Raw genomic sequence first — 13,420 nt, 5'->3', positions numbered from 1 at the left:
GTTGGCGTCCGGCGGACGTCAGCGTTGTCGGACGGCGTCGTAGGCCAGCGGCAGCGCATCGCCGGAATTCAGCGCCAGCAGCGCTCGATGCAGGTCGGTGCGCTCATCGGGATCGAGACCTTCGAGCAGGTCGTTGTTCAGTGTGCCGACCAGCTCGTCGGCCTGCTCGACCGCGCGCATCCCCTCCTCGGTGATCTCGATGAGAAAACGTCGGCGGTCGCGGTGATCGCGGATCCTGGCGGCGAGCCCGGCGGCCTCCAGATGGTCGATCGCGGCGACCATCGTGGTCGAGTCGATGCGCAAGCGTGTGCCCAGTTCGAGCTGCGAGCTGGCCTTGTCACCGGCCAGCACCTTCAAGATCATGAAGTGCCTGGTCCGCAGCCCCAGCGTGGCGAGCCGGTCCTCGCTGACGCGGAACATCACCTGTCCGAGCTTGATCAGCAGGCAGGTGGTGTGGTCGGCGACCATATCCGGGAGCAACGGTTCGGTCACTGGCGGGAACCTCGATTTCTGGACTGGACAGCAGACCGATAGTAGTCGGGACGAAACCCTGCCTCGGCCACCGCGGCCGATAATCGTGACAAGTAATAGTTCGTACTACTGATAGTCTGCCTCGCATGGAGTCAGAATTCATCCAGAAGATCGACCTGGCCGACAAGGTCGTCGTCGTCGCGGGCGGGACCAGCGGCATCAATCTCGGTGTGGCCGAGGACTTCGCGCGAGCGGGCGCTCGGGTCGCGGTGCTCAGTCGCTCCACGGACAAGGTCGATGCGGCCGTCGAACGGCTGCGCGCGCTCGGCGCCGAGGCGATCGGCGGGAGCGCCGATGTGCGCGATTACAGCGCGACCGAAGCGGTCCTGGCATCGGTGCATGAGCAGTTCGGCGACTTCGACGTGATGATCTCCGGTGCGGCAGGCAACTTCCCCGCCGCCGCCCTCGGCATGTCCGCCAACGGGTTCAAGTCGGTGGTCGACATCGATCTGCTCGGCACGTTCAACGTCCTGCGCGCGAGCTACCCATTCCTGCGCAAGCCGGGCGCCTCGGTCATCAACATCTCGGCGCCGCAGTCGGAGTTGCCGACGATCACCCAGGCGCACGTGTGTGCCGCCAAGGCAGGCGTCGACATGCTCACCAAGGTCCTGGCGCTGGAGTGGGGCCCGCACGGCGTCCGCGTCAACGGCGTGATCCCCGGCCCGATCGATGGCACCGAGGGCATGGCCCGTCTGGCGCCGACCGAGCAGGATCGGGCTCTGGTCACCGACAGCGTCCCGCTGCGCCGCTACGGCACTCCCCGTGACGTCGCCAACGTCTGCCGATTCCTCGCCTCCCCGCTCGCCGACTTCATCTCCGGCGTCGTGCTGCCCGCCGACGGCGGCTGGGTGCTCGGTGGCGCCTCGCAGGCGATGGGCGTCATCGGACAGCCCCTGCTCGATGCCGCACATCAGAATTCCTGATCACCGACCTCACCCGCGAAAAGCGCCCGGCACACCAGATGGTGTGCCGGGCGCTTTCGGCTGTGCTCAGCCCTCCTTGACCAGTTCCGGGGCCGACTCCGTCTCTTCCATCACCGCTTCACCGCGCGCGACCATGCCCGCCTCGTCGGACAGGGTCAGGTGCGGGATGAACAGCGCGAGTCCGAACGCGAGCACCGCACCCGGGATCAGGTACCAGAATCCGGGAACCAGCGCGTCGACGTAGGCGCCGACGATCGCGTCGTGGAGCTTGTCCGGCAGGTTCTTGACCACCGAGGGGATCAGCGCGCTCGGGTCGATTTTCGCCGCCATCGCCTCCTGCCAGTTCGTCTGGAACGCGACGGTGAGATTCTCGGTCAGCCTGCCGGTGAAGATGGAGCCGAAGATGGCGATGCCCAGCGCGCCGCCCATCTCGCGGAAGTAGTTGTTCGCGCTGGTCGCCGTGCCGATCTGGTCGGGCGCCACCGCGTTCTGCACCACGAGCACGATGATCTGCATGATCAGGCCAAGGCCCGCGCCCATCACGAACAGCATGGCCGAGACCAGCCACATCGAGGTGTTGGCGTCCAGGCGGGTCAGCCACAGCATGTCGATCGCGATGAGCGCGGCGCCGATCGGCGGATACACCCGGTAGCGACCGGTTTTGGTGATCGCGTTCATCGAGGTGATCAACGTGAGCATCATGCCGATCATCATCGGGATCAGCAGCAGGCCCGACACCGAGGCGGAGGTACCGCTGGCCATCTGCAGGTAGGTCGGGATGAAGCCGATCGCCGCGAACATCACCAGGCCGACGAGGAAACCGATGAGCGAGGTCAGCACGAAGGTCCGATTGCGGAACAGCCACAGCGGCAGCATCGGCTCCGCGGCCCGCGACTCGACGAACACGAAGGCCCCGACCACCACGACGAAGGCGGCGATCATCGACACCATCACCGTCGAGCCCCAGTCGTACTGCTTGCCGCCCCAGTCGGTGATCAGGATCAGCAAGGTGGTCGCGCTCGACATGAGCACGATGCCGAGGTAGTCGGGCCGGGACTTGGGGCGATGGCTGGGGATGTTCAGGTAGCGGAAGGCGATGAACAGCGCGGCCAGGCCGATCGGCACATTGATCCAGAAGCACCACCGCCAGTCGAGGTGGTCGGCGAACAGACCGCCGAGCAGCGGTCCGGCGACCGAGGTGATGCCGAAGACCGCGCCCATCGGCGCCATGTACTTACCGCGGTCCTTGGCGGGCACCACATCGGCGATGATGGCCTGCGCCAGAATCATCAGACCACCGCCGCCGACGCCCTGCAGGCCGCGGAAGGCGATGAATTCCCAGAACCCCGTCGACGCGGCGGCGCCGATGGACGCGGCGGTGAACACCGCGATCGCGAACAGGAACAGCCAGCGCCTGCCGAACATGTCGCCGAGTTTTCCGTAGATCGGCATCACGATGGTGGTGGCGAGCAGATACGAGGTGGCGGTCCAGGCCATGTGGGAAACCCCGCCGAGTTCGCCGACGATCGTCGGCATCGCGGTGCCGACGATCATCTGGTCGAGGCTGGCCAGGAACATGCCCGCGATCAGAGCGGAGAAGATCAGCCAGATCCGCTTCTGCGTCAAGACGATCGGGGTGGGCGGCGAGTCGGCCGTCGTGGTCATCGGAGCGTCTCCCTTGTGCTGTCGTCCGGCCGATCGAACAGCCGGGCGGCCATGGCGCAGTGCTCGTGCAGCGCTGCCGCCAGCGACCCGTTCGGGTCAGCGGCCAGCGACATCGCTGCCCGCGTGGTGATGGTGGTCATGATTCCCGCGGTGAGCGAGGCGAATTCGGGAGCGACGTCGGCCCCGAGCCTGGCCGAGAGGAGTTCGGCCGTGGCGGCCTCCATCCGAGCGCCGGAGGCGATGAACGCCGCGAGCACCCTCGGCTCGGCCATCACCAGTTTCGTGACCAGCGAGATCCCTTCGCGCACTTCGCTTTCCGGATGGAAGCCCGCAGCGTGCAGCCAGGTGAGGTCCTCGATGAGCACACCGGTCGGGCCGCCTGCGACGAATTGCCGCCTGGCTTCGGGCGTGCCGATCTCCTCGATCGGTCCGACCACCGCGTCGAGTTTGGTGTCGTAGTAGTTGAAGAAGGTGCGCGAGGAGACACCCACCGATTTGGCGATGTCGTCGACGTTCGTCGCATCCAACCCGTGCTCGACCGCCAACCGCCGTGCAGCCAGGCATAGATCGAGCAGAGTCCGTTGCTTCTTCTGTTCGCGCAGCCCGATCGAGGCCTGTTCGGCCGGCTCCTGAGTCACGTCAATAAATTAGCACAAACTGCAATATTTCAGAAACTGCAAATCATTGCTCGGTGTGCCCGGCCGCTTGCCCAGTGAGTAGTCGGCGCAACGCGACCGGGGTGTGGCCGAGGTGCTCACGAACGGTTCGAGTCAGGTGGGGTTGATCGGCGAAACCGAGGTCGGCGGCGAGAGCGGCGAGGCCGGTGTCGCCGTGGGCGAGCCGATCGAGGGCCCGGCCGACGCGCACCCGGTTGCGGTAGTGGGTCAGTGAGACACCCGTGTGGTGGGAGAACGCCCTGCTCAGCCGGTACGGCGAGACCGTCAGCAGTCCGGCCAGCGGCCGCAACCCAGCGGCTTCGGGCGCACCGGCGAGGATCGCGTGGCGCGCGGCGGCGACCATCGCCTGGTCGGCAGGACGGGGACGCAACGCCGACCGGCCGGTGGCGAGAGCGACGAGCCGGAGCAGTTCCTCGGTCAGCGCGTCATCGATATCGCCGAGGGCGGCGGCACCGAGCAACCTGCGATGGGCCAACTCGACGCGCGCGTCGATGTACACCGCTCGCGCAACCGTCGGTCCCTCCCAGAACTCGGGCGCGATGCTCACCGCGGTGCAGACGTCCCCACCCGCGGGATGGGCGAAGCGTTCTTCCTCCCCGGGCGCGCCCAGGTAGCCGAAAGTCGGGTCCAGGTCTGCCTCGACCCCGTCGGCTCGACGCCGGAATCTACCGCGCCGCACGAGAACGAGGCGGTGCTCCCCGCAAGCCTCCGGCACCGACCATCGGGTGTGGTCGGCGTGGCAGGTCACCGTGGTCACGGTGAAATCCGGCCGGGCGGCAAGGGGTACGGCGCACAGCATGGGCTGACCGTACGCCGAGGCTACGACACATCGACCCCGCAAAGATCTTCAAGACCGGGAACCGGTCGGGACTGAATGCTGAGTGGGCACGAACCCATGCCGAGGAGACCATCGCCACGGCTCGACCAGGAGTACACCATGGCATCTGTTCACCACGAGTTTCTCGTCGACGCCACACCGGACGAGGTCTGGGATGTGCTGCGCGACTTCGGCGCTGTCCACGAACGACTAGCTCCGGGCTTCGTCACCGATACCCGGCTCGACGCCGACACCCGCACAGTCACCTTCGCCGACGGGACCGTCGTCGTCGAACGGCTCGTCGACCTCGATCCGGTGCGCAGGCGTGTCGCCTACACCGTGGTCGGCGGGAGTCTGCACCCCTCGCATCACCATGCTTGGATGCAGGCCGTACCGGAGGCTGACGGCAGGACGCGGTTCATCTGGCACACCGATGTTCTTCCCGAAGTGCTCGCCACACCGATCGCCGAATCCGTCGAACACGGAGCCGCGGTGATCCGTTCGGCGCTGGAGGCGGGGGCGAGCAAGCCGATCTCGTGACGCGGCTCGTCGGTGGTGCTCATTCGTTGCCGGTGAGCACCGCCGCATCCGGTGTGTCGTGTTGCACCAGCGCCGGTCGAGCGATCAACTCCACCACCACCAGGGCCGCTACCGCGACGAGCACGGTCACCACCACGACCACCCCCGACGGGTACGGCCAGAACACCAGGGTCGCCACCGCGATCAGAATGATGATCACCCGCAGCGGAACCCGGAACCGCGCGACCGCGGACTCGATCGGATACGGTGCCCGACCGTTCTTCGGCACCCGCAACGCGTCGAGCGCCTTCGACCCCGCGCCACGGACCGCGACGGCCGATCCCGACGATCCGGTGAGATAACCGACGACAGCGACCACCACCGCCAGCACGAAAACCGCCCGCAACATGGTGCGCAACGGGACCAGTATCGTGTCGATCAATACCGCGGCACTCTGCGGGGACAGAGCGTCGGCCGGGACGGCCCCCATATACAGCGACCGGCCGATCGCGATCGCCACGGCCAGCAGCGCCATCGCCACCGCGATACTGACTCCCACCAGCGAAATGGCCCGTCGGCGTGCGCCTTTCGGTGCCACCCACACCGCAGCCGCGGCCACCAACAGCACCAACCAGGGCAGTACCGAGGATGCCTTGTCCAACGCTGAGGTCGCCCGCTGTGCCGTGGCGAGTTCGGATGATTCGAACAGCACGAACGACTTGTCGATCGTGGGGATCTCGTTCGCGAACGCGAATCCCCGATCGATCAACGCGGCGCGGACCCGGTCGATGATCGGGGCCAGCGAGATGCTGACCACGCCCTTGTCACTGACCTCGACGCCAGGTCGGGTATCCCCGGTCAACACCGCGACCAGCCGCTCGTGCGCCCGCCGGTTGGCCTCGATCCACAGGGCCTCGAATCGGTCGGAGGCGACGAACGATTCCACCGTCCGGTGCACCAACGACTCGGCCTCGTCGGCGATCACCGGCGCCAGCCCGACCACGGCGGGCGGCACCCGAGGAGCCTCTTCGGCGATCGACCGCAGTGCGTCGGCGGTGACGGCCTCGACGTCGAGGCGGGTCACGATCTCCTCGGTGATCCGATCGGAGAGTTCGGCCTGCAACACCGGATTCGATCCCAACGACGCCATCGTCTGGACATAGCGGTCGGAATCGAGGACCTCGTTGTGGGTGTAGCGGGCCAAGACCGCGAAAAAGGACAGAACGACGACCAACACCAGCAGTATCGCCGCACCCGTCCACCGCAATCCGCGGTGACCGGATGCTTGTGCGCGGCCCGCGGTCGAGGTTTCGGCGCCGAGCAGCTCCGCACGCTCCCGTCGCAAACGCTCGAGTTCCTCGCGCTCGGAAGCGTTCAGAGGTTCATCAGCTCCGGATGAGGCATTCACGATGCTCCTTGGATGTGACGATTTCCCTGGTCGAGGGCGAACGGTGAGATCAGCGGACTACTGTCGCGAAATCGCGACCCGGGAGATATCAGCGGGATCGATGAGATGGGAATGGTCATCGTCGCCGACGTCGATCTGGACGACGTCGATTCGGCCGGTGAACTTGCTGGCACCGGCATAGGCGGCGCTCACGGGCATCCCGTAGTCCTCGCCGATATCGGTGGTCTCGTCCGCGGAGAAGACCATCGGCTGAGTCTGCTCGATTCGGCCGTTGCCGACCTGAACGCCGTCATAGAACACAGTGAGGTCACCGCCTTTCGCCAGCCCACCTCCGTCGTAAGCGAACTCGGCGCGAACCTGATGGACCCCGGGCGTCACGGGTTCGGTTGCGACCGTGGTGAATTCGGTCTGGCCGAGAAGGTTGTAGACGAACGCCGCGTGTCCGTCTGTGAAATACAGCGCCCAACCACCGAATCGGCCGCCCTGGGCGATGATCACACCGCTGGTGACGCCCTTCTGCGGTATCTCGATCGAGGCGGTGACGCTGAAGGACCTGTTCTTGATATTGATGACGCTGTGCTCGCTGAGTCGCTTCATTCCGGGGAACAGCACCTGTGTGGTGCCTTTGATCAGCTCCGGGCGTCCGGCGATGGTCGGATTCAGCCGTTCGAACCGACGGTCGTCGATGGGTAGCACGTTGTATTTGACGGCTTCGATCAACCACAATCGCTGGAGGTAGGCGAGCTTGTCCGGGTCTTCTTCAGCGAGGTCCCTGGCCTGAGACCAGTCGACATTCCCGTCGTAGAGTTCCCAGATATCGTCGTCGAGGGCCGGGAGTTCTTCGTTGGGTAGCCACGGTGTGCTGTGTCGAGTGACCGCGCTCCAGCCCTGGAAGTAGATGCCCCGGTTGCCGGCCATTTCGAAATATTGCAGGTCGTGCCGTTCCGGTGCGTCGGCGTCGTCGAAGCTGTAGTTCATGCTCACGCCCTCGATCGGCGATTGCTGAACGCCCATGACGAACGTCGGTTCGGGAATCCCCGCCGCTTCGAGAATCGTGGGTGCGACGTCGATGACGTGGGTGAACTGTGAGCGGATCTCACCTTTTCCGGTGATTCCGGCGGGCCAGTGCACGATGGTGCCGTTGCGGGTGCCGCCCCAGTGTGAGGCGACCTGTTTGGTCCATTGGAAGGGCGTGCACATCGCCCATGCCCAGCCCACCGAATAGTGGTTGTAGGCGTCGGCACCGCCGAGTTTGTCCTTGACCTCGGCCATGAACTCCGGGGTCTCGATCGCGGCCAGCCCGTTGAAGTTGGCCATTTCGTTGAAGGCGCCGTTGACAGTGCCTTCTGCCGAAGCGCCGTTGTCGCCGATGATGTAGTAGATCAGGGTGTTGTCCAGGGCGCCGATGGATTCCACCGCATCGATGACCCGGCCGACGTGGAAGTCGGTGTGCTCGAGGAATCCGGCGTAGACCTCCATCTGCCGTTCCAGCACGGGCTTGAGTTCGTCGCTCATCTCCGCCCACGACGGGATCACGTCCGGTCGCGGCGTCAGCTCAGCATCAGCCGGTACCACCCCGAGTTCCTTCTGCCGGGCAATGATCGCTTCGCGCTGGGCATCCCAACCGTCGGCGAACTTGCCGACATATCTATCGGCCCATTCGGCGGGGACATGGTGTGGCGCATGGGTGGCGCCGGGGGCGAAGTAGACGAAGAACGGCTTCTCCGGCGCCAGCGCCTTCTGGGTCCGTACCCAGTCGATGGCGCGATCGGCGAGATCTTCGGTGAGGTGGTAGCCCTCTTCCGGCGTCCCGGGCGGTTCGACCGGGGTGATTCCCTCATAGAGGGCCGGGTAGTACTGGTTGTTCTCGCCTCCGATGAATCCATAGAAGTGCTCGAAGCCGCCACCGCCGGTCGGCCACGAGTCGAAGGGGCCGACCGGTGAGGTCTGCCAGGGCGGTACCTCGTGGCACTTGCCGAACTGCGCTGTCGAGTAGCCGTTGAGTTTCAACGTCATCGGCAGCGCGGCCTTGGTGTTCGGTCGCAGGCCGGAGGACCCGGGTGCCGCGGTCGCCGTCTCGGTGATCATTCCCATGCCGACCGAATGATGGTTGCGGCCACTGAGTAGCGCCGCGCGGGTCGGGGCACACAGCGCTGTCGTGTGGAAGCGGTTGTAGGTCAAGCCACCGTTCTGCAGGCGTTCGGCTGTCGGTGTCGCCGCGGGTCCGCCGAAGGCGCTGCTGGCTCCGTACCCGACATCATCGAGCAGGATCACCAGCACATTCGGTGCGCCTTCCGGCGGCAGCAGCGGCTCGATCGGCGGAAACGTCGTCTTGGGGTCTTTGGCGTCATAGGTCACTAAACCCAGGTGTTGGCGATCGGGTATCGGGAGGTTCGTCCGACCTGCCTTCGGTTCCGCCATGACCAGGCTCCTGGTTGCGCTCGGTAGATTCGGGGGGTACTCCGCTTCGGACTGCGGTGCCGAGGAACGTCTGTGCGTGCTGAACCGCCGTGCCGACGACCACCGTGCGGCCCGACATCGACCCCAGCGGTGCTCGGTTCGAGTCTCGACCGGTGATGGCCGATAGTCCTCACCCCTTTGGGATGAGATCACGAGGGGTTGATAGTGACTCCCACTACTGATCACCCCGACGAAATGGCTCGACGACGTCGGCAGAACGGTCCCCTGCTCGAACAGTCCGAAACCGCTGAATGCGGCCTGTGGGCGCAATACAGTGTCCGGATGCGTGGAAGATCTCGAATTCTGCTGTGTTCGACCGCAGCAGTCACCGCAGCACTGGCGCTGCCTGCACTCCCGACGGCGGCAGCAAACCCGGTTTCCCAGCCCGACGGCTGCGCGCAGGTCCGGGTCGTCACCGTGCGGGGCACCCTCGAACCACAGTTCGGCAGCCTGCTGCTCACTCCGCTGGGCGGACGGATCGCCCAGGAATCCGGCCGCCGCACCACGGTGACCGAACTCGAGTACCCAGCCTCGATGGCCTCCGACAGCGCCGTGCGCGGTGTCGAGAATCTGACCGCGCTGCTGAACGAGACCGCTGCCGCATGCCCTGACCAGCGGCTCGTCCTACTCGGCTACTCGCAAGGCGCGCGCGTTATCGGCAACTCCCTCGCCGCGCGAACCGCGTTGACCGACCAGGCGGCCGCGCGAATCGACGCCATCGCACTGTTCGGCAGCCCGCTGTTCAACGGTGCGGAGCCCTACAACCGTGGCAACTTCGATCCGGCCCTGTCCGGGACCGGTGCGCTGCGCGCCGGCGCGCTCACCGAATTCGCCGACCGCCTGCGCGACTTCTGCAATGCCGGTGACCGCGTCTGCCAGGGCGGCGACCCGGCCGCCGGGTTCGGAAACGCGGTGAGTTACGGCCACGTCGCGTACTTCCTCAACGACACCCGCGACCAAGCCGCGGCATTCGTCGGCGAACAGCTCGGCGGATAGCCGGCCGCGCCGTCACCGAGTCCGGGTCAACGGTTCAGGCACACCATGACGAGCAGCGGACCATACCGATTCTCGGCACTACCCGCCGCGACCAACAGACCACCGACCGGGCTGCAGAGCACGTCCAGACTCGACGAGCCGCTGTCTGCCACCGGCTGCTGGGCATGCGCGGAGCTCGCGCCGACGGCGGAGGCGAGCAGGAAGAGAGCGAGGGCGGACGACGCCGCGAGCTTGTTCATGGCTCAACCGTGCCGTGCATCCTCGCGCCGCGCACGCCCCGAATTGCTGGGGCGCACAACGGAAAACCGCACCATCCGATCCTCGAACGAGGGCGCCTCCGCTGCAAACGGATGCGTCCGTGAGCTGAACACACAACCGGGCCGAGGAGATTCACCGGGCCAGCGCGATCGTGTTCATGCCGACGCGGCAGTGGCGCGGCCGATCTGGCGGCCGATCCGGGTCAGCAGCTGCCGGGTCAGTTCGGGGTCACCGGCGGTATCCCTGACGGTGTAGTCGCCGAGGGAATAGATGCCGGTGAATCCCGCCGCGTCCCACCGATCCGGGGACAATGTGCTCCGGCCCGCGACGGCGACGACCGGAACAGGACGGGCGCGCCGGGCCAGAACCGCAGGCAGTTTGCCGTTCGCGGTCTGCTCGTCGATGCTTCCCTCCCCGGTGATCACCAGGTCGAATCCGGGCAGGTGCCGGTCGAATTCGAACAGTTCGAGGAAGAACTCGGCACCGGACACGATCGTGCCGCCGAGCAATAACGCGGCGAAACCGATCCCGCCCGCGCTGCCCGCCCCCTCGGTGGCCGCGACAGCCATCGCGTCCGGGTAGCCGCTGCGGCCGAACGCTCGCACGAGGTTGCGCAGAGCGGCGTCGAGGAACGCCACCTCGGCGTCGGTCGCCCCCTTCTGCGGCCCGTAAACGGCCGCCGCACCGTCCGGCCCCAGCAAGGGATTGGTGACATCGCTTGCGATCACGATGTCGACCCCGGTCAGCCGCACCGCCCGGGAGGAGTCGACGGTGTGGACGCGGGCGGCGTTCCGTCCGCACGCGCGCAGTTGCCTGCCGCTGACATCGGCGAAGGTGACGCCGAGCGCGGCGAGCAGCCCCATCCCTCCGTCGGTGCTGGCACTGCCACCGAGAGCCAGCACCAGCCGCCGCGGCCGCAACCGCAGCGCTTGCGAGATCGCCTGTCCCATACCGAGACTGCTCGCATCCAACGGCAGCATGCGGCCACTCGGCAGGGTGGCGAAGCCACAGGTACTGGCGACCTCGACCACGACGGTGCCGCCGGCGACCGCGATCCGCCCGTATCTCGGGGTACCGGCAGCCCCGGCCACCGTCACCGGGTAGGCAGCGAAACCGGCCGCTATAGCAGCGTCGACGCTCCCGTCACCGCCGTCGGCGAGCGGCATTCGGTGACTGTCGACGCCCGCCGACGCCAAGCCCGCCGCCAACCGGTCGGCCACCTCGGCGGCGGTCAGGCTTCCTTTGAACTTGTCCGGGGCAACCAGAACCCTCACGCGAATGACTTCCTATCAGTCCGCTTGCGCCACCGAGCCGAGCAGATCCCGGACCCGGTTGGCGACCGTGATGAATTCCGGCGTCTCCATCGTCGCGGCGTAATCGCGGTGCGCGGGCAGGTCGACGTCGAGCAATTCGATGATCCGGCCCGGCCGCGGACTCATCACCACCACACGGTTGGCGAGGTAGACGGCCTCGGCCACCGAATGGGTGACCAGCAGTACCGTGGTGCCCGTTTCCCGCCAGATCCGATGCAGCTCGACGTTCATCCGTTCCCTGGTGAGCGCGTCGAGTGCGCCGAACGGCTCGTCCATCAGCAGCACTTCCGGTTCGTGCAGCAGGGCCCGGCACAGCGAAACCCGTTGCTGCATACCGCCGGAGAGTTCGTGCGGTAGGGCGTTCTCGAACCCGCCGAGTCCGGTCATCTCGATCAGACGCGCGCATTCGGCTTCGGCGGCCCGCTTGTTCATGCCCCGCATCTCGGCTTGGAGCAGGATGTTCTTGCGGACGGTCCGCCATTCCAGCAGTGCGGCTCGCTGAAAGACGTAGCCGATATTGCGCTGCGGCCCGCGCACGGGGGCGCCGCGGAGTTCGACGCGGCCCCCGCTCGCTTCGGTAAGCCCGGCAACGACTTTCAGCAGCGTCGATTTGCCGCAGCCCGACGGGCCGACGATGGACACGAATTCGCCGGGGCGGACCCGCAGATCCACCTTGTGCAGGGCGGTGACCTCGCCGCGTTTGGACGCGAACCGCACGGTCAGGTCATCGACCGCGACTGCGGTATCGGTGGGGGCGATGGTATCGGTGGGTGTGCTCATATCGTCACCTGTTCCGGTCACGGCTTGCTGGTCGGCGTGAATTTCGAGTCCCAGTACTTGGCCGGGTCCTCGGCTTTGTCGAGCAGCTTCGCCTGGCTGAGCACCTCGACAGTGGCGCGCCAATTCGCTTCGACATTGGTTCCGGGCGCCTTTCCGGCGGTTTCCGGGGTGCTCAGCAGCGGGATGGTCTGCTGCCACTGCTGCAGCAGTACCTGCTGGGGCGGCAGCTGCGGGTCCTTGCCTTCCATCGCGGCGACCGCAGCCTCGGGCTTGGCCACCGCGGCCGCGAAGGCCTCACTCGTCGCGTCCACCATGGCCTGGACCAGCTTGGGCGAGGACTCGATGGTGGCCTGGTTGGCGATCAGGCCGTTGCTGAAGAAGTTCAGCCCCTGGTCCGAATACCGAAGGTAGCGGACCTCTTTGCCGCTCTTGTTCGCGATGGTGGGGCCCTGATCGTGTGCGAAGCCGATCAGCCCGTCGACGCGACCCGAGAGCATCGCCGACATCTTGCCCGCCGAGTCGAGGCTCTGCTGGGTCACCTGATCAGCGGGGACGCCGGCCTTGTCCAGATAGATCGGGAAGGTGGTGGTCGGCGCGTCGCCCGCGGAGACTGCGATGGTCTTGCCCGCCAGATCGGCCGGTGTCCGAATATTCGAATCGGCGAACACCTGCACCGCCGACGGCGTGGTCTGCAGGAAGACACCGACGCTCTTGATCTTGACGCCCTTGTCGATATTGCTGAGGACGGCCGGGGTATCGGCCCAGCCGAAGTCGGTCTGCTTGGAACCGGTGGCCTGTGCGGTCTTGGTCGAGCCCTGCCCGGCCGAGATCTTCAGGTCGATGCCGTGCTTGGCGAAGATGCCTTCTTGCACCCCGTAATAGAACGGGGCGTGCTCGCCGTAGGGGTACCAGTTGAGCATCAGCGACACCGCGGTGGTCTTGCCGTCGGTCCCGGGGTCCTTCGCGTCGTTGCCGCCGCCTCCGCAGCCGGTCAATGCCACCATCGAGGCCACCGCGGCGGCGCCGATCATCGTGCGTGTGCGTGTTCGGAATTTCATGCGAGTTCTCCAGCT

13 protein-coding genes are annotated in these 13,420 nt (G+C 66.4%); 3 read left to right on the top strand and 10 right to left on the bottom strand.

Annotated features, from left to right (window positions below):
- Positions 1–18 precede the first annotated feature (18 nt).
- The gene (locus tag QX204_RS10870) at positions 19–492 is read right to left on the bottom strand and encodes a MarR family winged helix-turn-helix transcriptional regulator (RefSeq protein ID WP_301906538.1); all 474 of its coding nucleotides are present in this window, start codon (positions 490–492) and stop codon (positions 19–21) included.
- A 125-nt stretch (positions 493–617) separates the two neighbouring features.
- Between QX204_RS10870 and QX204_RS10865 the strand changes: the two genes are divergently transcribed.
- Positions 618–1,454: an SDR family oxidoreductase gene (locus QX204_RS10865; protein ID WP_301906537.1), complete on the top strand. Its 837-nt coding sequence runs from the start codon at positions 618–620 to the stop codon at positions 1,452–1,454.
- 66 nt (positions 1,455–1,520) lie between these two features.
- Here the strand turns inward: QX204_RS10865 and QX204_RS10860 are convergent, their stop codons facing one another.
- Genes QX204_RS10860 through QX204_RS10850 form a run of 3 tightly spaced genes read right to left on the bottom strand, consistent with a single transcriptional unit; the run spans position 1,521 to position 4,595 of the window.
- Positions 1,521–3,119 carry an MDR family MFS transporter gene (locus QX204_RS10860; protein ID WP_301906536.1) on the bottom strand — a complete coding sequence of 533 codons (1,599 nt, stop codon included), beginning with the start codon at positions 3,117–3,119 and terminating at the stop codon, positions 1,521–1,523.
- Entirely contained in the window at positions 3,116–3,757 is a 642-nt protein-coding gene (locus QX204_RS10855; RefSeq protein WP_301906535.1) for a TetR/AcrR family transcriptional regulator, read from the bottom strand. Before QX204_RS10855 ends, QX204_RS10860 begins: the two co-directional genes overlap by 4 nt.
- Positions 3,758–3,800: 43 nt before the next feature.
- Positions 3,801–4,595 (bottom strand): helix-turn-helix domain-containing protein, encoded by a 795-nt coding sequence (locus QX204_RS10850; protein ID WP_301906534.1) that lies wholly within the window; start codon positions 4,593–4,595, stop codon positions 3,801–3,803.
- A gap of 138 nt (positions 4,596–4,733) precedes the next feature.
- Here QX204_RS10850 and QX204_RS10845 point away from each other — a divergent pair, with 138 nt between their 5' ends.
- Positions 4,734–5,153: an SRPBCC family protein gene (locus QX204_RS10845; RefSeq protein WP_301906532.1), complete on the top strand. Its 420-nt coding sequence runs from the start codon at positions 4,734–4,736 to the stop codon at positions 5,151–5,153.
- A gap of 19 nt (positions 5,154–5,172) precedes the next feature.
- Here the strand turns inward: QX204_RS10845 and QX204_RS10840 are convergent, their stop codons facing one another.
- Both QX204_RS10840 and QX204_RS10835 read right to left on the bottom strand, forming a co-directional pair.
- Positions 5,173–6,540 carry a hypothetical protein gene (locus QX204_RS10840; RefSeq protein ID WP_301906531.1) on the bottom strand — a complete coding sequence of 456 codons (1,368 nt, stop codon included), beginning with the start codon at positions 6,538–6,540 and terminating at the stop codon, positions 5,173–5,175.
- Positions 6,541–6,597: 57 nt separating this feature from the next.
- The gene (locus QX204_RS10835; RefSeq protein WP_301906530.1) at positions 6,598–8,961 is read right to left on the bottom strand and encodes an arylsulfatase; all 2,364 of its coding nucleotides are present in this window, start codon (positions 8,959–8,961) and stop codon (positions 6,598–6,600) included.
- A 321-nt stretch (positions 8,962–9,282) separates the two neighbouring features.
- Between QX204_RS10835 and QX204_RS10830 the strand changes: the two genes are divergently transcribed.
- A complete protein-coding gene (locus tag QX204_RS10830) occupies positions 9,283–9,996 on the top strand; it encodes a cutinase family protein (protein ID WP_301906529.1) in 714 nt (237 codons plus the stop codon).
- A gap of 26 nt (positions 9,997–10,022) precedes the next feature.
- On the opposite strand, the gene QX204_RS10825 is transcribed toward QX204_RS10830, so the two are convergent.
- The 4 genes from QX204_RS10825 to QX204_RS10810 all read right to left on the bottom strand — a co-directional run bounded on the left by QX204_RS10825 (position 10,023) and on the right by QX204_RS10810 (position 13,405).
- Entirely contained in the window at positions 10,023–10,235 is a 213-nt protein-coding gene (locus tag QX204_RS10825) for a hypothetical protein (protein WP_056820737.1), read from the bottom strand.
- A gap of 174 nt (positions 10,236–10,409) precedes the next feature.
- Positions 10,410–11,528, bottom strand: a complete 1,119-nt coding sequence (locus QX204_RS10820; RefSeq protein ID WP_301906528.1) for a glycerate kinase — start codon at positions 11,526–11,528, stop codon at positions 10,410–10,412.
- 15 nt (positions 11,529–11,543) lie between these two features.
- On the bottom strand, positions 11,544–12,347 hold the full coding sequence (locus QX204_RS10815) for an ABC transporter ATP-binding protein (RefSeq protein ID WP_301906527.1): 804 nt from the start codon (positions 12,345–12,347) through the stop codon (positions 11,544–11,546).
- 17 nt (positions 12,348–12,364) lie between these two features.
- Positions 12,365–13,405 (bottom strand): ABC transporter substrate-binding protein, encoded by a 1,041-nt coding sequence (locus QX204_RS10810; RefSeq protein ID WP_301906526.1) that lies wholly within the window; start codon positions 13,403–13,405, stop codon positions 12,365–12,367.
- Between the last annotated feature and the right edge of the window lie 15 nt (positions 13,406–13,420).

Source organism: Nocardia sp. PE-7 (assembly GCF_030486425.1).
GTDB lineage: Bacteria > Actinomycetota > Actinomycetes > Mycobacteriales > Mycobacteriaceae > Nocardia > Nocardia salmonicida_A.
This window is presented reverse-complemented; position numbering and strand designations above follow the sequence as displayed.

Excerpts from the sequence above, each read along its gene's own strand:
- QX204_RS10815 (WP_301906527.1), bottom strand. The coding sequence starts at position 12,347 with ATGAGCACACCCACCGATACCATCGCCCCCACCGATACCGCAGTCGCG.
- QX204_RS10835 (WP_301906530.1), bottom strand. The coding sequence starts at position 8,961 with ATGGCGGAACCGAAGGCAGGTCGGACGAACCTCCCGATACCCGATCGC.
- QX204_RS10845 (WP_301906532.1), top strand. The coding sequence starts at position 4,734 with ATGGCATCTGTTCACCACGAGTTTCTCGTCGACGCCACACCGGACGAG.
- QX204_RS10830 (WP_301906529.1), top strand. The coding sequence starts at position 9,283 with ATGCGTGGAAGATCTCGAATTCTGCTGTGTTCGACCGCAGCAGTCACC.
- QX204_RS10860 (WP_301906536.1), bottom strand. The coding sequence starts at position 3,119 with ATGACCACGACGGCCGACTCGCCGCCCACCCCGATCGTCTTGACGCAG.
- QX204_RS10850 (WP_301906534.1), bottom strand. The coding sequence starts at position 4,595 with ATGCTGTGCGCCGTACCCCTTGCCGCCCGGCCGGATTTCACCGTGACC.
- QX204_RS10865 (WP_301906537.1), top strand. The coding sequence starts at position 618 with ATGGAGTCAGAATTCATCCAGAAGATCGACCTGGCCGACAAGGTCGTC.
- QX204_RS10825 (WP_056820737.1), bottom strand. The coding sequence starts at position 10,235 with ATGAACAAGCTCGCGGCGTCGTCCGCCCTCGCTCTCTTCCTGCTCGCC.
- QX204_RS10810 (WP_301906526.1), bottom strand. The coding sequence starts at position 13,405 with ATGAAATTCCGAACACGCACACGCACGATGATCGGCGCCGCCGCGGTG.